A 23,882-nucleotide genomic window follows, 5' to 3' on the forward strand; every position below is an offset into this window, starting at 1 on the left:
ATGCAGGCCGCCAACGCCGCCTCGCAGCGCCAGATCGCCTCGGCCGATCCGACGCGCTCGACCTGGCTGACCGCCAATGCCGGCTCGGGCAAGACGCGGGTGCTGACCGACCGGGTGGCGCGTCTGCTGCTGGCGGGAACGCCGCCGGAACGGGTGCTGTGCCTGACCTATACCAAGGCCGCCGCGACCGAGATGCAGAACCGCCTGCTGCAACGGCTGGGCGAATGGGCGATGCTGCCCGAGGACCGGCTGCGCCACGCCCTGCGGGAACTGGGCGAAGGCCACGCCCCCGACCTTGCCACCGCGCGGCGGCTGTTCGCGCAAGCGATCGAGACGCCGGGCGGGCTGAAGGTCCAGACGATCCACAGCTTCTGCGCCTCGCTGCTGCGCCGCTTCCCGCTCGAAGCCGGGGTGCCGCATGGCTTCACCGAGCTGGACGACCGCAGCGCCACCCTGCTGCGGGCCGAGATTCTGGACGAGATGGCCGAGGAAGGCGTGGCCGAGATCGCCGACATCACCGCGATCAGCGGCGGCGACAATCTGGACGCGCTGCTGGCCCGGATCGCGCGGATCGGTGCGCCCGACATAGACCCCGCCGCGATCTGGCAGGCGGTGGGCCTGCCGCCGAACATGACGCAGAAGGCGCTGCTGGCGCAGGTCTTCACCGGGGTCGAGGGCGATCTGTTCCGCGCCCTGTTCCCCCTGCTGGCGACCAGCGGTAGCAAGGACAACACCCTGCTGAACAGACTGGTGCAGGGCGATTGGGACGCGCCCGGCATGGCCGAACTGGTGATCCTGGAAGGGTCGCTGCTGTATGGCGCGAAAGCCAAGATGCCCTTCGGACCCAAGATCGACGATGTGCCGACCAAGGCAATTCGCGCGGCCTTTGCCGCCCACATGCCCGACCTGAACGATCTGATGGAACGCGTGGCCGAGACGCGGCCGCGGCGGATCGGCTTTGACTTCGCGCAGCGCGCCACCGCCCTGCACCGCTTTGCCCGCGCCTTTTCGGCGCGGGTGCAGGCGCGCAAGGCGGCGGCGGGGTGGCTGGATTTCGACGATCTGATCACCCGCGCCTCGCAGCTTTTGTCCGATGCGACGATGGCGCAATGGGTGCTGTTCCGGCTGGATGGCGGGATCGATCACATCTTGGTGGACGAGGCGCAGGACACCTCGCCCCAGCAATGGCGGGTGATCGAGCAACTTGCTGCTGAATTCACGGCCGGCGCCTCGGATCGGCTGCGGACGCTGTTCGTGGTGGGCGACCCCAAGCAGTCGATCTATTCCTTTCAGGGCGCCGATATCGAGGTCTTTGAAAGCCGCCGCGACCAGTTCGGGGCGGCGTTCCGGCAGATCGAACGACCGATGCAGCAGCTGGATCTGGAATATTCCTTCCGCTCGTCCCCCGCGATCCTGCAGGCGGTGGACGCGACATTCGCGGGCGCGGCGGGCACCGGTCTGGGCCAGCGCAGCCTGCACCGCGCCTTTCACGGCGACCGCCCCGGCCGGATCGACCTGTGGCCGCTGCCCGAAACGCCCGATCAGCCCGAGGAATCGGGGTGGGAGGAACCCGTCGACCAGCTTGCCCCGGATTCGCCCCCCTCGCTGCTGGCGGCCGAGATCGCGGTTCAGGTCGCGGCGATGCTGGACCCGGTCAGCGGCGCCTCAATCACCACGCGGGCGGGCGAGGTCAGGCGGGTGCGGCCAGGGGACATCCTGATCCTGGTTCAGGGCCGCACCGCGTCGCTGTTTTCCGAGATCATCCGGGCGCTGAAGGCCGCGGGCCTGCCCGTCGCCGGGGCCGACCGGCTGCGGCTGGCGGCAGAGCTGGCGGTCAAGGACATCCGCGCCATGCTGAACTTCCTCGCCACGCCCGAGGATGATCTGTCGCTGGCCGCGCTGCTGCGCTCGCCCCTGATCGGGCTGGACGAGGACGCGCTGTTCCGCCTCGCCGCCGGGCGGACCAAGGGCGAATATCTGTGGTCGCGGCTGCGCGAGTCGGACCACGCCGCCGCCCGCGCGCTGCTGAGCGACATGATCGACCACTCGGCGCTGCGGCCTTTCGACCTGATCTCGCGGCTGCTGAACCGCCATGGCGGGCGCGAGAAGCTGCTGGCCCGGCTGGGGCCCGAGGCGGAGGACGGCATCGACGAATTGCTGACCCAGGCGCTGGCCTATGAGCGGACCGAGGTGCCCTCGCTGACCGGGTTTCTGGTCTGGCTGTCCACCGATGACGTCGAGGTGCGGCGGCAGCCCGGCTCTGGCGCGGGGCTGATCCGGGTGATGACGGTGCATGGCTCGAAAGGGCTGGAAAGCCCCATCGTCATCCTGCCCGACACCAAGAAGCGTCAGGCCTATCGCCCGCCCGAGGTGCTGCATCCGCGTGACGGCGTCCCCTTCATGGCCGGGCGATCGGGCGAGCGGCCCGATTTCGCGCAGGCCGAGGTGGACGAGGCCGCGCGGCTGGACGCGGAAGAGCGGCGGCGGCTGCTTTACGTCGCCATGACCCGCGCCGAAAGCTGGCTGATCGTCGCCTGCGCGGGCGATGCCGGCGCGCCGGGCGAAAGCTGGTATGCGACGATCGAGGCCGGGCTGGAGGAATGCGGGCTGACCGAAAGCGGCTGGGATTGCGGGCTGGGCCCGGTCCGGCGCTTCGCCTTTGGCGACTGGCCGGATGTCGCGGCGGAATCGGATGCCGACACCCAGGCGCTGCCCGCGGCGGCCGATTGCGGCTGGCTTTACACCCCGCCCGCCCCGGTCCCGCACCCGCCTGCCGTGGTGACGGCGACCAGCCTTGGCGGGGCCAAGGCGCTGCCGGGGCCAGAGGGCGACGACCCGGCGCAGGCGATGCTGTTCGGCACAAGGTTCCACCTGCTGCTGGAACATCTGCCGCAGACCCCGCGCCCCGACTGGCCGCGTCGCGCCCGCGACCTGCTGTCGGGGGCCGAGGGCGGCATTCCGGACGCAGAGATGCTCGACCGCCTGGTCGAAGACCTTGCCGCGGTGCTGGACGCCCCCAGCCTGTCGCAGGTTTTCACCCCGCCCGACGGCGCGCGGACCCTGTCCGAGGTCGAGCTGTCGGCCGATCTGCCGGGGATCGGGCTGCTGCGCGGCGTGGTGGACCGGCTGATCGTGATGCCCGACCGCGTTCTAGTCATCGACTACAAGACCAATGCCACGCTGCCCGACCGGCCGCAGGACACGCCCTTGGGCATCCTGCGCCAGATGGCGGCCTATCGGCGGGCGATTGCCGGCATCTATCCGGGGCGCGAGGTTCAGGCGGGGGTGCTGTGGACCGCTGGCCCGCGCCTGATGTGGCTGCCCGACGCGGTGCTGGATGCCAGCCTGAGCGGTGCCGCGCCGGACGAAAGCGCGGCGGGCCGACCTTGACCGGGGCCGGGACCGTCCCTAGCTGTTGACACAACACACCCCGCCGGCCCCTGCGCCGGCCGCATGCAGGAGAGTTATCATGGCCACCAAACCCGTCTCGGACGCGCAGTTCGACGCCGAAGTCCGCAAATCCACCACGCCGGTCGTCGTGGATTTCTGGGCAGAATGGTGCGGCCCCTGCCGCCAGATCGGCCCGGCGCTCGAAGAATTGGCGGCCGAATACGGCGACCGCGTCAAGATCGTCAAGGTGAACGTCGACGAGAACCCGGAAAGCCCGGCGGCGCTTGGCGTGCGCGGCATCCCGGCGCTGTTCCTGTTCAAGGACGGGCAGGTGGTGTCGAACAAGATCGGCGCGGCGCCCAAATCGGCGCTGAAGGCCTGGATCGACGAGAACGTCTGATCCGATAGAGGACAGCACAAGCGGGCGGCGGTCAGATCGGCCAGCCGCCCCTTTTCATGGCCGCGCGGATCTGCGCCTCGGCCGCCTCGCTGCCCGCGTCGATGGCCTGCAGCTTGAGGAACCAATACAGATAGCGCGCGTAATCGGCCCGGTGATCGGGCGCGCGGGCCAGCGCCTCGGCCACGCCCAGATCGGCCACGTTCAGCGCGATGTGGTGGAAATCGACCTGCCCGAACAGAACCACCGGCCGGGCCAGCAGATAGGCGTCCATCGCCACCGCGCTGTTTTGCGTGACCACATATTCCGCCGCCGGCAGCAGCGCCCGGCTGTCGCGGCCGATGGTCAGGTTCGAATAGGCGCGGCACAGTTGGTCCAGCGCGGTCAGGTCGCCGGCGGAATAATCCTCTCTCGGATGCAGGGTGGCGATGCAGCGCTTGCCGGTCTCAGCCACCGCGCGCAGCATCTCGACCGGGGTGGTCGCTTGAAAGGACCGCCGCTGCCGCAGCCGGCCCTGCAGCGCGATCAGCACATGCGCGGGCGGGGCGGGGCGCAGACCCGGCAGCTCTTTCTGGCGCAGGCGGTGGATGAACTGCCGCGCGGCCTCGCGGTCGATCTCGGCCGGGACGAAACGCGCCTGCGCCACCGGCCAGCGCCAGCGTTGGGCCAGCCGCTCGATATGCCAGAAGGGATAGTAATAGCAGCGCCGAAAGATCAGCGCGCGGGGATGCGTCGGGCCCTGCATGTGATGCAGCGCATAGCTGCCGGCGGGGGGCGGCGCGGTGGTGGCGGGGGCCAGATCGGCCTGCCAGCCCAGGGCTTCGACCGCCGCCATGATCCGGTTCGCGAAATTGAACCGCCCGGCCTGCGCCGGGGCCAGCATCTCGTCATCCAGATGAATCGTCAGCGATTTTTCGACCATCCGCGCAGGCTAGAACCGGCACCCGCCGACCGCAATGGCTTGCCGCAGGGCCGGTGCGGACCTATCTCAACCCCAGACAAAAGGAGAGACCGATGGCAGAGGACAAATTCCCCGGCTGGCACGGCACCACCATTCTGGCGGTGCGGCGCGGCGGGCGCGTGGTGGTGGCGGGCGACGGCCAGGTCAGCGTCGGCCAGACGGTGATGAAGGGCACGGCGCGCAAGGTCCGCCGCCTGGCGCCGGGTGGCCGCGACGTGGTGGTGGGCTTTGCCGGCTCGACCGCGGATGCGTTCACGCTGCTGGAACGCCTTGAAAAAAAACTGGAATCCGCGCCGGGCCAGTTGCAGCGCGCCTGTGTCGAGCTGGCCAAGGACTGGCGCACCGACAAATATCTGCGCAATCTGGAAGCCATGCTGATCGTCACCGACGGCGCGCAGATCTATGTCGTGACCGGCGCGGGCGATGTGCTGGAACCCGAACATGACGTCGCCGCCATTGGCTCGGGCGGGAACTATGCCCTCGCCGCCGCGCGCGGGCTGCTCGAGACCCAGCTGGACGCCGAACAGGTTGCCCGCAAGGCCATGCAGATCGCCGCCGATATCTGCGTCTATACCAATGGCAGCCTGACCGTGGAAACCATCGCGCCCGCCGCCTGAACCGCCGACCGGCGTTGAAAACGCCGCGCGCGCCCATATCTGCTGGCGCAACCTGACAGGAGCCCCAATGACCGACCTTACCCCCCGGGAAATCGTGTCCGAGCTTGACCGCTTCATCATCGGTCAAAAGGATGCCAAGCGCGCCGTCGCCGTGGCGCTGCGCAACCGCTGGCGCCGGCGGCAACTGCCCGACGACCTGCGCGACGAGGTCTATCCCAAGAACATCCTGATGATCGGCCCCACCGGCGTCGGCAAGACCGAGATCAGCCGCCGCTTCGCCCGGCTGGCGCAGGCCCCCTTCATCAAGGTCGAGGCGACCAAGTTCACCGAGGTCGGCTATGTCGGCCGTGACGTCGAACAGATCATCCGCGACCTGACCGACGCCGCCATGGTCGAGACCCGCGACCGGATGCGCGAACAGGTCAAGGCCCGCGCCCACAAGGCCGCCGAGGACCGCGTCATCGCGGCGCTGGCCGGCGAGGGCGCGCGCGAACAGACCCGCGCCATGTTCCGCGACAAGCTGAAGCGGGGCGAGCTGGACGACACCCAGATCGAGATCGAGATGCAGGACCACTCGAACCCGCTGGGGATGATGGAACTGCCCGGCCAGCAAGGCGGCGGCATGGGCATGATGGACCTGTCGGGGCTGATGAAGGCCTTTGGCGGCCGCCGGATCAAGCGCAAGATCACCGTCGCCGAAAGCTATGACCTGCTGATCGCGGAAGAGGCCGACAAGCTGCTGGATGACGAGGCGGTGAAGGCCGCGGCGCTGGAATCGGTGCAGGAAAACGGCATCGTCTTCATCGACGAGATCGACAAGGTCTCGGCCCGGTCCGACGCCCGCGGCGCCGATGTCAGCCGCGAGGGCGTGCAGCGCGACCTGCTGCCGCTGATCGAGGGCACGACCGTCAGCACCAAATACGGCGCCGTGCGGACCGATCACATCCTGTTCATCGCCTCGGGTGCGTTCCACGTCTCGAAACCCTCGGACCTGCTACCCGAACTGCAGGGCCGCCTGCCCATCCGGGTCGAGCTGCGCGCCCTGACCGAAGAGGATTTCGTACGCATCCTGACCGAGACCGACAACGCCCTGACCCGCCAATACACCGCGCTGATGAGCACCGAAGGCGTCACCGTCAGCTTTGCCGAGGACGGCATCGCGGCGCTCGCCCGCATCGCCGCTGAGGTGAATGGCAGCATCGAGAATATCGGCGCGCGCAGGCTTTACACGGTGATGGAGCGGGTCTTCGAAGAGCTGTCCTTCGCCGCCCCCGACCGAGAGGGCGAAAGCGTCACTGTCGATGCCGAGTTCGTCGAACGCCATCTGGGCGACCTGTCGCGGTCCAGCGATCTGTCGCGCTACGTGTTGTGACGATCCGGGGTTCTGCGGCCGCAGCGGAACCCCGCCAATCCCGCCGGGGTTGAGACAGGCACGTCGCCCGTGGCGACCCCACAACAATGGAGCACACCATGTTTTCAGGTCTGATCGGGCTGATCATCTTCGTCCTCGACGTCTGGGCCATCGCCCAGATCATCAATTCCGGCGCCGAGCGGAACCAGAAGATCATCTGGGTCCTCGTCGTCGCCTTCCTGCCGGTCATCGGCCTGATCGCGTGGTATTTCGCCGGTCCGAAGGGCGCGGCGGGGTAGCAAGGGCGCGGGTGGCATTTCGGCCATTCGCAACTGGCGGGGGTAGGGCCGGTCCTTTGCGGACATCTCGCTGGCCCTCATCCGAGCGCTGCGGCAGGCAAGGCCACCACCCCGACAAGCGCGGGTTGCATGCGCCCGACCCCTCTCGCGGTGCTTGCGTCATTCGGCAAAGCTGATTACCCCAACCCGGACAGCCTGACCGCCGCTCTGGGGCCTTGATGACGGGTGACAACTTGACCGGACCGCACATCCTTCGACGCACGCTGGTGACGACGCCGCTGGCCGAGATCTGCGGCGACGCATCGGTCGAGGGGCGGCTTTGGGACGCCATCGCGCTGCCCTCGGGCGAGGCGCGGGTCTATCTCGGCACCGACGCCCAGGCCGCGATCGCGCCGTTCGATGACGCCGCGCCGACCTGCCGCGTCGTCTCTGGCGCGCCGCTGATCAGCGCGCCTCTGGGGGCTGACAAGCAGATCGAGCTTCCGCTGCTGAACGGCCCCACCCGCATCGCGCCCACCCCGGACGAGGGCGGGCTGATGGCCGGGCGCGATGTGCTGCTGGGGCATTGCAACCACGAAACCCCCGCCGTTCTGCGCGACTGGCTGATCTGGCATGTCCGGCACCACGGGGTGACGGGCGCGCTGATCCTCGACCGCTCGGCCCCCGGCGACGCCGACCGCCGCGCCGCAGAGCTCGCCGCGCTTCTGGCCGAGTCCGCTGCCGAACCGGAGCTGACCGACGCCCTCGCGAAACTGCGTATCCTGTTCGTGGACGCCGACACCCCCCTTGGCGCACCGGATCAGGGCGCCGAAAGCCACCCTTTCCACGCCGCCGACGCCCCCGGCAAGGACCGCATGGACCGGCCCGACCCAGATCCGTGGCGCGCGCCGCTGGCCCATCCGCTGATCCTCGATCTGCTGCGGCATCGCTATCTGTCGCGCGCCCATGGCATCGCCAATCTTGAACCCTGCGACCTGCTGCCCCGCCCGCAGCCCGGCGAGGGAACGGTCTTCGACGCCGCCCGCCTCGCCCCCGCCGGCATCCTGCCCCTGCAGGGCGAGCGCATCTATCCGTGGAGCCTGCGCAAGGGGCAGGAGGCCGCGTTTTCCGACCATATCTGCCGCCGCTTCGACGCCACCGGCCGCATCCGCCGCTGGTGCATCGCGCCGGTGCGCCTGCCGCAGGGCACGATCTGCATCATGACGCGCATCCTCGGCACCAGAAGCGGGGCCGCTGCGCGCCCCTTCTGGCGCTTCATGGCGCTGCGCCATGGCGGCGACGATCCCAGCAAGGTCGGGCAGATCGTGCCCAAGACCTCGCTGGTCGAAGACCCGGACCTGCTGGCGCTGTCCGAGGATCTTGGCGGCAGCCCGATGCGGCAGCCGACCGATGACGCGCCGGCGGCCGTGGTGGCGGCGCCGGACCCCCAGAATGCCGAGGTCGCCATCGTCACCACGATGAAGAACGAGGGGCCGTTCATCCTGGAATGGCTGGCCTATCACCGCGCCATCGGGGTCAACCGCTTTCTGGTCTATACCAATGACTGCTCGGACGGGACCGACGGCTTCCTCCGCCTGCTCGACCGCAAGGGCTATGTGACCTGGCGCGACAACCCCTATCGCGACTCGGGCATGAAACCGCAGCACGCGGCCCTGAACGCCGCCAACAGCGAGCCGATCATTCAGGGCGCCGACTGGGCGATCTGCATGGACGTGGACGAATATATCGCCATTCACACCGGCGACGGCACCCTGCCCGCGCTGTTCGAGGCCGTGCCCGATGCCAATGTCATCTCGATCACCTGGCGGCTGTTCGGCAATAACGACATCGACGCCTATCGCGACGGATTCATCACCCAGTCCTTCACCCGCGCCTCGCGCGAGTTCTCGCCCCGCCCGCATCAAGCCTGGGGGTTCAAGACGCTGTATCGCAACAACGGGCTGTTCAAGAAGCTGGGCGTCCACCGGCCCAAGGGCCTGATCCCGCAGGCGATCAGCCGGGTGAGCTGGGTCAACGGCTCGGGGCGCGAGATGCCGCAGGACCAGTGGCGCAACGCCTGGCGCTCGCATACCGGCACCTACGGTTACGATCTGGTGGCGCTGAACCACTATGCCGTTCGCTCGGCCGAGAGCTTTCTGGTCAAGCGCGACCGCGGCCGGGTCAACCATGTCGACCGCGATCAGGGCATGGCCTACTGGTTCCGGATGAACCACAATGTCGTCGAGGATACCCGGATGCAGCGGATGCTGCCGCTGCTGCAGGCCGAATATGACCGGCTGCTGTCCGACCCCGAGATCGCCGCCATGCATGAAAGCTGCGTCGCCGCCCATCGCGCCAAGATCGCCGAGCTGAAGACCGACCCCGCCCAGCAGGCTTTCCACGCCGCCCTGACCAGCCAGCGCACCCGCAGGCTGTCGCGGCTGCACGGGCATTTCGGCGCGAATGTCTATCTGGCCGGGCCCGAGGCGATTCCCGACGACGTCGTGGCCCGCGAGCCCGAGGAGGATTTCTTCTTCACCGTCGAATATGACGGCGAGGCGCAGCATTAGCGGTCTTTTCCGGCGGCGGTGCCGGGTCAGCGGGATCGTCAGTTCGCCTGCGCCCGAGTCAGAGCATCGGCAAGCCGGGAAAAATAACCGCCCATATCCGAATGCGCTCGCACATAGCGACGGCGCGCGCGGCGGCGGGTGGCGGGTTCATCGACCCCGGCGAGGCAGGCTTTGACGTAACCCGCCAGATCGCCCGCCGCGACGATCTCGCCATGGGGCGGGATGCGATCTTTCAGCGCGATGTCATGGTCGTAGGCCACCACCTTCGCGCCCATGGCGGCGGCGTGGACGGCGGTTGCGGGGCCTGGGTCCTGCCGCGAGGTCAACAGATAGGCATCGGCGAGGCGATACCACGAGGTGTAGTCCTCGACAAAGCCGGGCAGGTGCAGGTCAAGCCCGGCCGCAATGGCCTCGCGCGCCAATTCGCCTGCCCATTGGTCCAGATTGCCCAGCCAGACAAAACGCGCGCCGGGCAGCTCCTGCTGCAATGCCTGCGCCGCCTGCAGGAACAGATCGAAGCCCTTGCGATGATCGGCATGGCCCGCGCCGATGAACAGCGCCTTTGGCCGCCCGATCAGGCGCCGGGTCCGGCGGGCGCTGGCGAGGTCCAGGGGCGGCAGCATGATGCCGGGCTGGATGACCTGCATCGGGCCAAGCTCTGCCTGCAACCCCGCTGCCATTGCGTCGAAGGACGCGACCAGTTCCGCACCTGCGTCCCGCGCCTGCTGCAGCGGCGCGATCAGGTTTTGCGCGTGCAAATAGGCCGGCATTTCGTGGATCAGCACCAGAGACCGACAGCGCGGTGCCAGACGGACCGCCAGCGGCGCGGCGGCGGCGCTGTTGACCAGCGCGGGAAGTTCGGGCGGCAGGGCCTGCACCAGCCCGTCGAGGTCCCAGCCCTCGACCAGAATCACCGTCGGTGCCATGGCCACAAAGCGCTGCGACAGCGGCCCGCCGCGATCCAGCAGGAAGACCGGCTGGAAACCACGCTGCATGGCGTGCCGGGCCAGATCCAGCGTCAGGATTGGCACCCCGGCGGGCTGGGCGTCATGGGCGACGAACAGCATCGGCCGGGTCAGCGGGCTTAGCAGCGCCTCCATCCGGGCGCGGCTTTCTTCGGTCGTGCGTGGCACCGGACGGGGCAGAAAGCCCTGCGCCCGACCCACGGTGGCGAAGTGGCGGAAGGCGTGTGTCTCGCCCGTCAGCAGATAGCGGCGGGCATAGAAGCGTGGGTCGAACAGGACCGAGGGGCGCCGGCCTTCGGCGTCGCCGTGGCGGATGAAATGCAGCGCGGCCTCTGCCCCCAGCCCCGACAGGTCCGGGTGGGTCGAGAGGTAGAATTCCGGGTCGATCATCGGGTGCGGCTGGCGCATCTCGCCCCTGCCGATGCGGGTCAGCATGTCCTCGACCGCGGTCGCCGCGCCAGACTCCTGCCAGTCGGGATAGCGCTGCTTATAGTCGCTGGTCGAGAAATAGGGCGAGGGGTCCAGCCCGGACCGGTCGCCCTCGGTCAGGAAATGCGCCAACGGATCGTCCGGGCGCTGCGGCAGTTGGGCCGCGTAGAATTCGGCATCGAAGATCGCGGCATCCGTCAGTGCCGCAGCGCCGGGCAGGTCAGTCATGCAGTATTCGCCAGAGTTTGCGCCATTTCGGCATCGGCATCGCCGGGTTGCCGCTGACGCGAACGCCGGGGGCGACGCTGCGCGTGACCACCGCGCCCACCCCGACCACCGCGCCGTCGCCGATGACCAGCGGTCGCGTGCGGGTGCCGTTGGCGATCACCGCATGCGGCGCGACATTGACGTGGCGGCCGATCTTCACATGGCCGAGGACAGAGCTGTTCACCCCGAGATTGCTGAAATCGCCCAGCTCGACATCATGGGCCACGAGCGTCGCCAGCACCTGCGCCCCGGTGCCGATGGTGACATCCGGCCCGATCCGCGTGAAGGGCGCGCATTGACAGCCGGGGCCATAGATGACCCCCGGATCGACATGGCGCTGCCCCCGCGCGATCCCCGTCGCCAGCGTCGCGCCCTCGGCTTCCAGACGGCGGAAAACCGCCTCGCGCAGCTTCGTGTTGGCGGCGGTGACAAGCACCGGCAGATCGGGGAATTCCTGCGCGCGGCGATCCATCGAGATGACGGGTATCTGCAGCGACGGGTGAACGAAGCCGTTCTCGATATCGTCGATCAGCGCCCTCAGGCGGGTGTCGGGCCAGGCATCCACCATGCCGCGCATGAGCATGAGCGAGGTTCCGCGCGCCCCGAAAACGACAAAATCGGTGAACTCCGAGGTCGATTTCATGGGTCCGCCGTCTCTGCCACTTTCCGGGTGATCGCGGCGATGCGCGCCACGTCGTCGCCCGTGACCTTCCCGTGAAACGGCAGCGAGATCAAGCGTGGCGCCAGTGACGGCGCCACCGGCTCACCAGAAACGGTGACGATCCGCGCGTCGGGCAGGCAGGTTCCCTGACCGCTCAGCAGTGGGAAGTGGTCGCGGGCCAGAATGCCGCCTTCGGCCAGCGCCGCCAGCAGCCGCATCCGCTTCGGCGGTGGCAGCATCAGGCTGTAATAGATCAGCCCCGGACGCACGCCGGGCTGCGCGGCAAGGGGGGTGACGCCGGGAATGTCCTGCAAAGCCGCGTCATAGGCCGCGCGGAGGGCGTCCCGCGCGGCAATCTCGGCCGGCAGCAGCGGCAGCACGGCGAGCCCCATCGCGGCGTTGCATTCGGACATCTTGGCGTTGGTGCCGTGCTGCGTCATGCGCCCGCCCTGCAGGCCAAAGTTCCGCAACCGGGCCAGTTGCTCGACATCCGCCGCCGGACCGGCGACCGCGCCGCCCTCGGCGCTGTGCATCAGCTTGGTCGCGTGCAGGGAAAAGGCCGACAGATCGCCGAAGGACGCGACCGACCGGTCGTGGACCGTCTGGCCGAAGGCGTGGGCGGCGTCATAGACCAGCCACAGCCCGCGCCGCCGGGCCAGATCGTCGAAGGCCGCGACATCGCAGATATGGCCGAGGAAATGCACCGGCAGGATGGCGGCGGTCCGGGGCGTGATCGCGGCCTCGGCCGCGCGCGGGCACAGCGTCAGCGTGACGGGATCGACATCGGCGAAGATCGGGCGGAACCCGCACCAGCGGATCGCCTGCACGGTGGCGGCAAAGGTCAGCGGCGTGGTGACGATCTCGGCCCCCTCGGGCAGCCCGCCCATCCGCAGCGCCAGCATCAGCGCCATGGTCCCCGACGAGACCAGCCGGCCGGGTGCGCCCAGCAGGCCTTGCATCTCGCTTTCAAGCCGTTGATGCAGCACGCCGCCATTGGTCAGAAAGCCCGCATCCAGCGCCTCGGACATCAGCCGGGTCAGGGCGTCGGCCCGCGGCATCAGGGGCTGGCCTGCGACGACGAGAGAGGGGCGTTCCATCACAGCGCCCCCGCCGTCAGCGCGTCCAGCACCTCGCGGTTGGACCGGTAGCGGCACTGGAACCCGGCATAGAGATTGCGGCTCGACGGGGCGACCAGCAGCGTGCGCCGGCCGGTCCAGTTGCAGACCACGCCGATCATCCGCTCGATGGCGTGGGCCAGCGTGCCGTCGACCTGCCCCTGTTCGGGCGGAAAATGATCCGGGCGCAGCCCCAGATCCAGCAGCGGCCGCAGCGTTTCGGTCCGACCCCAGAACATCGAGCCGACGGGAAAGCGCGGATGCTTGTCGATCTCGGCCTGCGGCATCTCCACGCGAAAGGCCAGTTCGCGCCCGATTTCGGTGTTGGCCGCCCAATGCGCCGCCGACAGCACGGATTTGAACACCACCGGCGCCAGCAGCCCGATATCGGGCACCGACTGGAACAGCGACAGGATGCGGTTGATCTGCGCGTCCTCGGGCAGCAGGCAGTCGAGGCAATGTTCCAGCCATTGATCCAGCCGGGCAGAGTGGGGCGATTTCTTGCCATGCAGATGCAGGACCAGATCGTGCCGGTCATAGGCGTCGCGAAAGCCGTAGAGCTTGGGGCAGATATCGCGGCCCCGGTTCGGCAGCACGCGGATATCGGCCTGCGGAAAGACCGTGCGGATGTGGTCGGCCTTGGCTGGCGTGTCGGTCGAGATATAAAGCTGGAAATCCGCCGCGATCCTGTTGATCCGCGACGCGAAGACCGGCGCCAGATCGTCATAGAACAGGTGCAGGAACACGCCCACCGGCCGGTCCAGCCTGGGCTGATTGCGGCGTGGCCACAGCGCCAGATGGCGCTTGTTTTCCTCGCGCGCGTAGCCGTCCGGGGCGTGCGCCCATAGCGGTTCGCCGCGCATGTGGTGGACCTGCAGCGCGTCGCCGCGCCGGCGGTCCTTCATCATCGCGGCGTCGCTCGCGTCCAGCACCCGCCGGGCCTGCGCGAGGATCTGCAGATCGTCGCAGGTCAACTGCTGGGGGTCGGACAGCGCCAGATCCTGCGCCCGGCGCTGCGCGTGCATCAGCGGGTGGATGACGCCTTCGGGTGCGGCGGGCGGGGACAGGGCGACGCCGCCTCGGCGCGGGTATTCCAGCGCGGCGAAGATACGCACGATCTCGCGCGCCGCGCCCAGCATGGCCTGCCGCTGATCCCCGGCCGATTGCGTTACATCGGCCAGCAGCAGCGGCGGGGCCGTGCCGTCGGACCGGGGGTGGAAATGCGCGCGTGCGACCCTGCCGGCGGCCAGCAGCGTGCCGGCATCCTCGGCCAGCCGCGCCGCCACGGCCGCGAAGCTGTAGCGCGAGACGATGCGCCGGTGCCGGTCCAGCCGGGCCTCGCGGTCGGCGCCTGGCTGGGACAGGATGTGGCGGATCAGCGCCGTCAGCTCTGGCCCCGGCGCCTGCTGGATCAGCTCGGGCAGGTCCGGATCGTCGAAGCCCTGCACCGGGTCCGAGATCACCACCGCCCCCGAGGCGATGGCGTCGAAGCTGCGATTGCTCATCATGCCCGTCAGCGCCATGTTCGGCATGTGGTCGTTCAGCACGATCCGCGCCGAGGCATAGACCTGCGCCAGCTCGTCATAATCCAGATGCGCCCCGCGCCAGAGCCGGTCTGGGATCACGCCCTTCCACCCCGGCCCCCAGACATGGACGTCGATCCCGGCCTCGATCGCCATCAGCACCGACTTTCGCGGCGCGCGCGGCGCATAGGCGCCGACAAAGACCACCGGCAGCTCGGGCGCGCCGTCCGGGCGGCGATCCGGGTGGAAATGGCCATGCTCGGTGCTTTGCTGAAGGTAATGCGCCCCGCCCGGCAGCCCGGCCAGCCGCTGCGCCATGAATTGCGAGGCGATATACAGGTGTTGATACCGCCCCAGCAGCGCCGCCGTCATCACATTGGGCGGGCTGATGATCCACAGCAGGTTCGGCACGCCGACGATTGGTTCCTCCAGCAGCGGCCCGGCGATGCGCAGCACGACGTCATCGCTGGAAAGCTGCGGGGTTTCCCCGCGAAAGAACAGGTGCGAAGGAATACCCCGCGCCTCGAGCGCCCGCTGCAGCCCCTCGGCATATTGCAGATCGCCCCACCCCTTGGCGTTGCTGCGTTTCGCACAGATGCTGATGTTGAATCTCATGACACCGCAACCGGTTAACACTTTGTCGCCGCTGAGGATGTCCGGCGGCACTGCATCGGGTGGCCCCTGATCCCAAGGGTGCTGCAGATGATAACTCGGTAAAGTGAATGAATCGTTGGCGCAAGCGTGGGTTTAGTGGGGGCCGCCTGGACTCGGCTTTGCAGAGGCTCGCTTGGCCGAAACCGCGGGCAAGAGAGCGCTGACCCCTACTGTGAAAGCCAGCGCCCCGCTGTCACCCCTCGCCCCTCAACGCCTCGACCGCCGCTTGTGCGACCGGGTGGATCTCGTGTTCTCCCGCAGCGGCGATCTGCAGAAGCTGGCTGCGCATCTCGGGCGCCCAGAAGTCGCGCAGGTGGTTGGTGACGCCGGGCACCTGCCGCGCGGGCGGTTGCGAGGCAAAGAAGGCGGCGATCTGGTTGACCATGTGGACGAGCTTGTCAGGCGACATTGTTCCGGCCTCTGCTGCCGATTGAGGGGTCGGGGGCTAGGCCCCCCGCTGCATCTATTCCGCCGCCGCGATCCGGCGGGATAGGGCGGCCTGGGCATTATAGTCCTGTTGCCAGCCGGTCGGTCCGTTCGAGGGCGACACCTGCACCGCCGTCACCTTGTATTCCGGGCAGTTGGTCGCCCAATCGCTGTAATCCGTGGTGACGACATTTGCCTGCGTGTCGGGGTGGTGGAAGGTCGTATAGACCACCCCGGGCGAGACGCGGTCGGTGATCCGCGCCCGCAGCGAGGTCTCGCCCGCGCGGGAGGCTAGCTTGACCCAGTCGCCGTCGTGGATACCGCGCTGTTCGGCGTCATGGGGGTGGATCTCCAGCAGGTCTTCGTCGTGCCAGACCATGTTCTCGGTCCGCCGGGTCTGGGCGCCGACATTATACTGCGACAGGATGCGCCCGGTGGTCAGCAGCAGCGGAAAGCGCGGGCCGGTGCGTTCGTCGGTCGCCACATATTCGGTGATGATGAACCGCCCCTTGCCGCCGACGAAGGCGTCGACATGCATCAGCGGCGTGCCATCGGGCTGCGCCTCGTTGCAGGGCCACTGGACCGAGCCCTGCTCTTCCAGCCGTTCATAGGACACGCCGGCAAAGCTGGGCGTGGTGCGCGCGATCTCGTCCATGATCTGGGTCGGGTGGGTATAGGTCCAGCCGGCGCCCATGGCGTTGGCGAGAAGCTGCGTCACCTGCCAATCGGCATAGCCGTTGCGGGGCGCCATCACCTTGCGGACGCGGTTGATGCGCCGCTCGGCATTGGTGAAGGTGCCTTCCTTTTCCAGAAAGGTCGAGCCGGGCAGGAAGACATGGGCGTAGTTCGCGGTCTCGTTCAGGAACAGGTCGTGGACGATCACGCAATCCATCGCGGCAAGGGCGGCGGCGACGTGTTTGGTGTCGGGGTCGGATTGCAGGATATCCTCGCCCTGGCAGTAGAGGCCCCGGAAGCTGCCGGCCGCGGCGGCGTCGAGCATGTTGGGGATGCGCAGCCCCGGTTCCGGGTCGATGGCGACGCCCCATTCCGCCTCGAAGATGGCGCGGACCTCCGGGTGTTTGACATGCCGATAGCCGGGCAGCTCATGCGGGAACGAGCCCATGTCGCACGAGCCCTGCACATTGTTCTGGCCGCGCAGCGGGTTCACGCCGACGCCGGGGCGGCCGATATTGCCGGTCAGCATGGCGAGGTTCGCGATCCCCATGACGGCGGTCGAGCCCTGGCTGTGTTCGGTCACGCCGAGGCCGTAATAGATCGCCGCGTTCCCGCCGGTGGCGTAAAGCCGCGCCGCGCGGCGCAACTCGGCGGCATTGACGCCGGTCAGCAGCGCCGTCGCCTCGGGGCTGTGGCGCGGGTCGCGGATGAACTCGGCATAGCTCTGGAACTCGTCCCAGTCGCAGCGGGCGCGGATGAACGCCTCGTCATACAGATCTTCGGTGACGATGACATGCGCCATGGCGCTGATGACGGCGACATTGGTTCCGGGTTTCAGGGGCAGGTGATGGGCCGCATGGACATGGGGCGATTTCACCAGATCGATCCGCCGGGGGTCGATGACGATCAGCCGGGCGCCTTCGCGCAGGCGCTTCTTCATCCGCGAGGCAAAGACCGGGTGCGCGTCGGTCGGGTTGGCGCCGATCACCACCATCACATCGGCATTTTCAACGCTGTCGAAATCCTGCGTCCCGGCCGAGGTGCCGAAGGTCTGGCCCAGGCCATAGCCGGTGGGCGAATGGCAGACCCGGGCGCAGGTGTCGGTGTTGTTGTTGCCGAAGACGGCGCGGGCCAGTTTCTGGACCAGATAGGTTTCCTCGTTCGTGCAGCGGCTCGAGGTGATGACGCCGATGGACTTGCGGCCATGGTCCTGCTGGATCGCCCGCATCCGCTCGGCGGCAAAGCGCAGCGCCTCGTCCCAGCCGACCTCGCGCCAGGGCTGGTCGATGCGGTCGCGGATCATCGGGGACAGGATGCGGTCCTGATGGTTGGCATAGCCATAGGCGAAGCGGCCCTTGACGCAGCTATGGCCGCGATTGGCCTTGCCGTGGCGATAGGGGGTCATCCGCACCAGTCGGTCGCCGTTCATCTCGGCCTTGAAGCTGCAACCGACGCCGCAATAGGCGCAGGTGGTGATGACCGACCGGGTGGGCGTGCCCAGTTCCGCGACCGAGCGTTCCTGCAGCGTGGCGGTCGGGCAGGCCTGCACGCAGGCCCCGCAGCTGACGCAGTCCGAGGTCAGGAAGTCGTCGCCCGCCATGCCGGCCGAGACGCGGCTGTCGAAACCGCGCCCGGCGATGGTCAGCGCGAATGTGCCCTGCACCTCGTCACAGGCGCGCACGCAGCGCGAACAGAGGATGCATTTCGACGGGTCATAGGTGAAATAGGGGTTGCTGTCGTCGGCGGGGATGTAATCGGGGTTGCCGGGATCGGTCGCCGGTCTGCGGCTGCGCGCATCGCCCTGCGCCAGCGTGCCGAGGCCCGAGGGATCGTAATGGTTCCGCCCGGTCTCATAGCGCATGTCGCGCAGGCCGACGGCGCCGGCCATGTCCTGCAACTCGCAATCGCCATTGGCCGAACAGGTCAGGCAGTCCAGCGGATGGTCCGAGACGTAAAGCTCCATCACCCCCTTGCGCAGGCGGCGCACCTTGTCGGTCTGGGTGCTGACCACCATGCCGGACGCGACCGGCGTGGTGCACGAGGCGGGCGTGCCGCGCCTGCCCTCGATCTCGACCACGCAGAGGCGGCACGAGCCGAAGGCCTCGATATTGTCCGAGGCGCAGAGCCGCGGCACCTCGATCCCGGCCAGGGCCGCCGCGCGCATGACGCTGGTGCCTTCGGGGACGGTGATCTGAAACCCGTCGATGGTCAGGCTGACCGTTTCGGTCGCGCGGGATGCGGGCGTGCCCAGATCGCGGTCGCTGCCCCAGGGAATGACAAGGTCTTTCATGGCACGGCCTCTTTCGTGGTGGCGGCGAAATCGTCGGGGAAGTGCTGCAGCGCGGACATCACCGGATAAGGCGTAAAGCCGCCAAGCGCGCAGAGCGAGCCGTCCTTCATCGTCGCGCACAGATCGGTCAGCAATTCGATCGCATCCGCGTCGCCCCGGCCGATGCGGTCGATGGTCTCGATCCCGCGGACCGAGCCGATGCGGCAGGGGGTGCATTTCCCGCAGCTTTCCACGGCGCAGAACTCCATTGCAAAGCGCGCCAGCCGCAGCATGTCGGCGCTGTCGTCGAAGACGACGATGCCGGCATGGCCGATCAGCCCGCCCTGCCCGTCGAATTCCTCGTATCCAAAGGGCGTGGCGAAGCTGGCGGGCGGCATATAGGCGCCCAAGGGGCCGCCGACCTGCACCGCCTTGACCGGCCGTCCGGATGCGGTGCCGCCGCCGATGTCGTTGACCAACTCCCCCAGTGACATGCCAAAGGCGGTTTCGAACAGCCCGCCATGTTTGACATTGCCGGCGATCTGGATCGGGATGGTGCCGCGCGACCGGCCGAGGCCGAAATCGCGGTAGAACGCGGCCCCGCGCTGGAAGATGACCGGGACGGTGGCCAGCGAAATGACGTTGTTGACCACGGTCGGCAGGCCGAACAGCCCCTTCAGCGCGGGCAGCGGCGGCTTGGCGCGGACCTCGCCGCGCTTGCCTTCAAGCGAGTTGAGCAGGCTGGTCTCCTCGCCGCAGACATAGGCCCCGGCGCCGACGCGCAGTTCCAGATCGAAGGCGCGGTCGGAACCCAGCACCGACGGCCCCAGCAGACCTGCGTCGCGGGCAATCGCGATGGCCGCGTCCATGACCCGGATCGCGTCGGGATATTCCGAGCGGAGATAGACATAGCCCCGCGTCGCGCCGACCCCCAGCCCGGCGATCACCATGCCCTCGATCAGGGTGAAGGGGTCGCCTTCGATGATCATGCGATCGGCAAAGGTGCCGCTGTCGCCCTCGTCCGCGTTGCAGACGATGTATTTCTGCGCGGCCTTCGCGTTCAGCACGGTCTGCCACTTGATGCCGGTCGGAAAGCCCGCGCCGCCGCGACCGCGCAACCCGCTTTCGGTCACCTCGGTCACGATGTCCTCGGGCGTCATCGCCAGCGCCCGGCGCAGGCCGGACAGCCCGCCATGCGCCTGATATTCCGTCAACGACAGCGGATCGATCAGCCCGCAGCGGGCGAAGGTCAGCCGGGTCTGGCGGGCGAAGAAGGGAATCGCCTCGACCGGGCCGAGCGCCAGCGGGTGATCGGCAAGGCCAGCGTCGAACAGGCTTGCCACGTCATCGGCGCCGACCGGCCCGAAGGCGGTGCGGCCGGCCTCGGTCTCGACCTCGACCAGCGGTTCCAGCCAGATCATGCCGCGCGTGCCGTTGCGGATCAGGGTGATGTCGATGCCCCGCCGCTGCGCCTCGGCCCGGACCGCCGCGGCGACCTCATCGGCGCCAAGGGCGCGGGCGGCGGCGTCGGCGGGGACATAGATCCTCATGGCGTGGCCTCGGCCAGCAGCGCGCGCATCCGGGCGGCGCTGATCCGGCCATGGACGCGGTCGCCGATCACCGCCGCCGGTCCGCAGGCGCACAGCCCCAGGCAATAGACCGCCTCGACCGTCACCGCGCCGTCGGGCGTCGTTTCCTGCCAGTTCAGCCCCAGATCGGCCAGCACCTCGGCGGCGACCGCCGCGCCGCCGACCGCCTGACAGGCCTCGGCCCGGCACAGCTTGACCACCCGGCGCCCGGCCGGCGCCTCGCGGAAATCGTGATAGAAGGACATGACCCCGTGCACCTCGGCGCGCGAGATGTTCAGCGCCTCGGCGATCAGCGGCAACGCCGCCTGCGGCACATGGCCGAAGGCGTGCTGGATGGCATGAAGGATCGGCAGCAGCGGCCCCTCCATCCCCCGATGGTCGGCGATGATGGCGGCGATGTCGTCGCGGGACGGTGTCTGATCGGCTGGCATTGGCTTCCCCCTCGTCTGACAGGCTTGCCGCACGGTCATCTGCTTATCAATATCGCTTTTCCGTTAACCGATAGGCGTTTCCTATTCAGGCTCGGCCATCGCCCGCGCCATCTGCAGCAGCGCCTGCAGGATCGGCGTGTGCGGCTCTCGGTGCGGCGCGATCAGGCCGACGGCGTGCTGCGGGCGGTTCTCGCGGATCGGGATGACGCGAAGACTGCGCCCGATGGCAAGGTATTGCGACAATTGCCGGGGCAGCACCGTGGCCCATGGCCCGGCCTCGACATGCGCGATCAGCGCCAGCGTCGAGTTGGACTGGATCGTCACCTCGGGCCGCACCCCGGCCAGATGCAGGCTGTGATTGATAATCCGCCGGTTCTGCATGTCCGGCGTCAACAGACACAGCGGCACCCCGGACAGATCGCCCCAGTCGATGACCTGCCGCCCGGCCAGCCCATGCCCGGCCCCGCAGATCAGGTGATATTGCTCGCGGTAGAGCGGCACCGCCGTCACCCGGCCCAGAGGTTCGTTGTCGAGATATGAGATCCCGGCATCGGCCTGCAGGTTCTCGATCAGGCTCAGAAGCTCGACCGAGGTGCAGGACCGCAGGATGAAGCGGACATTGGGATGCGCCTCGGCAAAGCGGACGGTCAGTTGCGAGGCCACCGTCAGCGCGGTCGGGATCACCGCCAGCCGCACATCGCCCGCCAGACCGTGCCGCGTGGCGCGCATCTCGTCGCGCATCCCGCGCACGTCGCCCACGATCCGCCGCGCCCATTCCAGCACGCGCTGCCCCTCGGGGGTCAACCCGCCAAAGCGCGAGCCGCGCCAGACCAGCAACACCCCCAGCTGCTGTTCGAGCTGCTTGATCCCCGCCGACAGGCTGGGCTGGGTGATGCCAAGGCTGTCGGCGGCGCGGCCGAAATGCTCCTCTCGGGCGAGGGCGATGAACATGTTCAGCTTGTCGAGCAAGGCGTGTCTTTCGTGCGAAGGCCGGTGAGGTCGCAGTCTAACAGAGATCCGGCGACTTCGCATCCGGCGCCAACCGCCGGCAACGGATCATGAGTGACGAGGTGCGGGTCGCGACGGGGTGCGGGTTGGAAAGGGCCTGACCCGAGACTTGCGCGGTGAAGCGGATCAGGAAGCGCAGTCAGGCCAGCATTGACGACGCATCGCCGCCAACAGCCGCCCTATTCCGCCAGCCCCGCCGCATATACCCGGTCGATGATCCGCGAAAGCTGCACGAACTCCTCGGCGGCGGGGTCGAAGCCGGGGGACTGCGCCAGCCGCCTTGCCCAATCCGCGAGCGCGCGTCCGCCCCAGTCGTCGGGCGGCTCGGCCAGCGGGCGGCTGCTGGTGCCGCTGTGGTGGTGGGCGTCGAAGTCGAAGAACGAGCCGTTCCGGTTCCGCATCGACACGCCGCCTTGCGTGCCGTGGAAATCGGCGCCGATCACCGCGTCCTGCCCGGCCGAGAGGTTCCACGAACAGGCGATCCGCACCGCCGCGCCCGAGGCAAGCTGAAGGGTAGCGATGCCGTAATCCTCGGTCTGCGCGCGCGAGGTCAGGGGCTGTCCGCCCGCGAAAAGCTGCGCCGAGACCTTGGTGACGGGCGGGAAATCCAGCACCCACAACGCCAGATCGACCAGATGCACGCCCAGATCCATCACGCAGCCCCCGCCCGAGAGCGCGGCGTCATAGAACCACGGCTTGTCGGGGCCATAGGCGTTGTGGAACACCAGATCGGCGGCGAAAATCTCGCCGACCGCGCCGCTGCGCACCGTGTCGCGCAGCGCCTGCATGGCGGCTGTGTGGCGATAGCAGAGGTCGAGGCCCAGCAGCCGGTCCGCCTGCCGTGCGGCGGCGACGGCGCGCGCGGCCTCGTCCGCGTCGCGACCCAGCGGCTTCTGGCAGAACACCGCGACGCCGCGATCCAGCGCGGCAATCGTCTGCTGGGCATGCAGCGCGCTGGGCGTGGCGATGACGATGCCGTCGCAGCCGGCGGCCAGCAGATCGTCCAGATCGCGCCCCTGTGCGGCAGCGGGGGCAAGGGCTGCGGCCTCGGCCAGACAGTCGCCCGACGGATCGGCGAGGGCCGCGATGTCGACCAGCCCGGTCTCGGCCAGGGACTGCATCCGGCTCCGCCCGATCCAGCCGAGGCCGAGAAAGCCCAGACGGGGGCGCTTGGTTGACGGTCTTTCTAGCATTCCACCCATGCCTTCACGAATCCTTCGGGCTTGTCCCGGGTGGCATCCAGCGCCGCGCCAAGGTCGGCCAGCGGATAGCGGTGGGTCAGCAGGGGCGCGATGTCCAGCCTGCCCTCGGCCACGGCACGGACGGCGCGCTGCATCCCGGCGACATAGGTTGCCGGGTCGCGTTCATGGGCGTTGATGACGTCCAGCCCGCGCCAGTTCCAGGACTGCATGTTCACCTGCCGCGGCCCGTCCTGATGATAGCCCGCGATGACCAGCCGGCCATGGGTGCCGACCAGCTCGCTGGCCAGATCGAGCGGCCATTGCAGGCCCACGGCCTCGATCGCGACCTCGCAGAAGGCGCCATCGGTCAGGGTGCGGACCTCTTCGATGATCTGGTAATGGTCGATCATTTCGATGGTGCGCGCGGCCCCCATGCGCCGGGCCAGCGCCAGCGATTCCGGCCGGCGCGAGATGGCAATGACCTCGGCGCCCTCATTGGCGGCCAGCCGGGTCAGGGTGGCGCCCAGAAAGCCGATCCCGATGATTGCCACCCGCATCCCCGGCTTGATGCCGCTGCGCGCAAAGATGTTCATCGCGCAGCCCAAAGCCTCGCCCGGGAAGGGGCCGTCCAGTTCCGGCGGCAGGACCACGACCTGATCGGCAGGGGCGAGATCGTAACCCGCATAGCTGTGCTGGCCCAGAAACGCGACGCGGTCGCCGGCCTGCAGCCCCGTCACCTCGGCCCCCAGCGCGTCGATGCGGCCCCAACCCTCATGCCCCGGCGCGCCGGGCTCGGTCGGAAACTGCATCCATTCCGGCCCCGCCCATGGCCCCAGATTCGAGGCGCAGACGCCGCAGCCTTCCAGCTTGACGCGCACCTGATCGGGACCGGGTTGGGGAATGGGCATCTCGACCAGATCGAACTGGCCCGGTCCGGTCAGCCGGGCGGCCTGCATCGTCTCGGTCATGTCAGGCAGGGCGTGGAATGGCGGGGGGCGAGGTCGGTCATGTATCTTCCGCTTGTTCTGCAAAATCGGTTTCGCGGGAAACGTGACCCGTCCCCCGCCGCGATGCAACGACCGATTTCGCCGCAAGTTCCTGTCACTGATGTCGAAGCTGCCGTTG

18 protein-coding genes are annotated in these 23,882 nt (G+C 68.6%); 6 read left to right on the forward strand and 12 right to left on the reverse strand.

Translation table 11 applies throughout. The features are described 5' to 3' along the window. Both addA and trxA read left to right on the forward strand, forming a co-directional pair. The gene (addA, locus tag CYR75_RS13060) at positions 1–3,390 is read left to right on the forward strand and encodes a double-strand break repair helicase AddA (RefSeq protein WP_101500434.1); all 3,390 of its coding nucleotides are present in this window, start codon (positions 1–3) and stop codon (positions 3,388–3,390) included. A gap of 79 nt (positions 3,391–3,469) precedes the next feature. After that, complete coding sequence (trxA, locus tag CYR75_RS13065; protein WP_101500435.1) at positions 3,470–3,790, forward strand: thioredoxin; 321 nt, start codon at positions 3,470–3,472, stop codon at positions 3,788–3,790. Between the two features lie 31 nt (positions 3,791–3,821). Here trxA and CYR75_RS13070 read toward each other — a convergent pair whose 3' ends face one another. Next, positions 3,822–4,709 (reverse strand): hypothetical protein, encoded by an 888-nt coding sequence (locus tag CYR75_RS13070; protein WP_101500436.1) that lies wholly within the window; start codon positions 4,707–4,709, stop codon positions 3,822–3,824. Between the two features lie 92 nt (positions 4,710–4,801). On the opposite strand from CYR75_RS13070, the gene hslV reads away from it, so the two are divergent. The 4 genes from hslV to CYR75_RS13090 all read left to right on the forward strand — a co-directional run bounded on the left by hslV (position 4,802) and on the right by CYR75_RS13090 (position 9,564). Next, a complete protein-coding gene (gene hslV, locus CYR75_RS13075) occupies positions 4,802–5,365 on the forward strand; it encodes an ATP-dependent protease subunit HslV (protein WP_101500437.1) in 564 nt (187 codons plus the stop codon). 67 nt (positions 5,366–5,432) lie between these two features. Beyond that, the gene (hslU, locus tag CYR75_RS13080; protein ID WP_101500438.1) at positions 5,433–6,737 is read left to right on the forward strand and encodes an ATP-dependent protease ATPase subunit HslU; all 1,305 of its coding nucleotides are present in this window, start codon (positions 5,433–5,435) and stop codon (positions 6,735–6,737) included. A gap of 98 nt (positions 6,738–6,835) precedes the next feature. Beyond that, positions 6,836–7,015 (forward strand): PLD nuclease N-terminal domain-containing protein, encoded by a 180-nt coding sequence (locus CYR75_RS13085; protein WP_225972725.1) that lies wholly within the window; start codon positions 6,836–6,838, stop codon positions 7,013–7,015. Between the two features lie 233 nt (positions 7,016–7,248). After that, on the forward strand, positions 7,249–9,564 hold the full coding sequence (locus CYR75_RS13090) for a glycosyltransferase family 2 protein (protein WP_225972726.1): 2,316 nt from the start codon (positions 7,249–7,251) through the stop codon (positions 9,562–9,564). A 38-nt stretch (positions 9,565–9,602) separates the two neighbouring features. On the opposite strand, the gene CYR75_RS13095 is transcribed toward CYR75_RS13090, so the two are convergent. The 11 genes from CYR75_RS13095 to CYR75_RS13145 form a co-directional block, all read right to left on the reverse strand. After that, on the reverse strand, positions 9,603–11,186 hold the full coding sequence (locus tag CYR75_RS13095; RefSeq protein WP_101500441.1) for a glycosyltransferase: 1,584 nt from the start codon (positions 11,184–11,186) through the stop codon (positions 9,603–9,605). Beyond that, entirely contained in the window at positions 11,179–11,868 is a 690-nt protein-coding gene (locus CYR75_RS16705; RefSeq protein ID WP_101500442.1) for an LbetaH domain-containing protein, read from the reverse strand. Before CYR75_RS16705 ends, CYR75_RS13095 begins: the two co-directional genes overlap by 8 nt. Next, complete coding sequence (locus CYR75_RS13105) at positions 11,865–12,983, reverse strand: DegT/DnrJ/EryC1/StrS family aminotransferase (protein ID WP_101500443.1); 1,119 nt, start codon at positions 12,981–12,983, stop codon at positions 11,865–11,867. Before CYR75_RS13105 ends, CYR75_RS16705 begins: the two co-directional genes overlap by 4 nt. After that, positions 12,983–15,139, reverse strand: coding sequence for a rhamnan synthesis F family protein (locus CYR75_RS13110; protein ID WP_101500444.1), 2,157 nt, complete (start codon positions 15,137–15,139; stop codon positions 12,983–12,985). The genes CYR75_RS13105 and CYR75_RS13110 overlap by 1 nt, the downstream gene beginning before the upstream one ends. A gap of 232 nt (positions 15,140–15,371) precedes the next feature. Continuing rightward, positions 15,372–15,587: a formate dehydrogenase subunit delta gene (locus tag CYR75_RS13115; protein WP_101500445.1), complete on the reverse strand. Its 216-nt coding sequence runs from the start codon at positions 15,585–15,587 to the stop codon at positions 15,372–15,374. A gap of 54 nt (positions 15,588–15,641) precedes the next feature. Next, positions 15,642–18,569, reverse strand: coding sequence for a formate dehydrogenase subunit alpha (gene fdhF / locus CYR75_RS13120; protein ID WP_101500446.1), 2,928 nt, complete (start codon positions 18,567–18,569; stop codon positions 15,642–15,644). After that, positions 18,566–20,098, reverse strand: coding sequence for an NADH-ubiquinone oxidoreductase-F iron-sulfur binding region domain-containing protein (locus CYR75_RS13125; RefSeq protein WP_101500447.1), 1,533 nt, complete (start codon positions 20,096–20,098; stop codon positions 18,566–18,568). Before CYR75_RS13125 ends, fdhF begins: the two co-directional genes overlap by 4 nt. Next, a complete protein-coding gene (locus tag CYR75_RS13130) occupies positions 20,095–20,568 on the reverse strand; it encodes a formate dehydrogenase subunit gamma (RefSeq protein WP_101500448.1) in 474 nt (157 codons plus the stop codon). The genes CYR75_RS13125 and CYR75_RS13130 overlap by 4 nt, the downstream gene beginning before the upstream one ends. Positions 20,569–20,649: 81 nt before the next feature. Next, entirely contained in the window at positions 20,650–21,537 is an 888-nt protein-coding gene (locus CYR75_RS13135) for a LysR family transcriptional regulator (RefSeq protein WP_101500449.1), read from the reverse strand. Between the two features lie 218 nt (positions 21,538–21,755). Further along, complete coding sequence (locus CYR75_RS13140) at positions 21,756–22,769, reverse strand: Gfo/Idh/MocA family protein (protein ID WP_225972727.1); 1,014 nt, start codon at positions 22,767–22,769, stop codon at positions 21,756–21,758. Continuing rightward, on the reverse strand, positions 22,763–23,725 hold the full coding sequence (locus tag CYR75_RS13145; protein ID WP_225972728.1) for an MDR/zinc-dependent alcohol dehydrogenase-like family protein: 963 nt from the start codon (positions 23,723–23,725) through the stop codon (positions 22,763–22,765). The genes CYR75_RS13140 and CYR75_RS13145 overlap by 7 nt, the downstream gene beginning before the upstream one ends. Positions 23,726–23,882 lie beyond the last annotated feature (157 nt).

Origin of the sequence: Paracoccus jeotgali (genome assembly GCF_002865605.1) — a bacterium.
In the GTDB taxonomy this organism is placed as follows: domain Bacteria; phylum Pseudomonadota; class Alphaproteobacteria; order Rhodobacterales; family Rhodobacteraceae; genus Paracoccus; species Paracoccus jeotgali.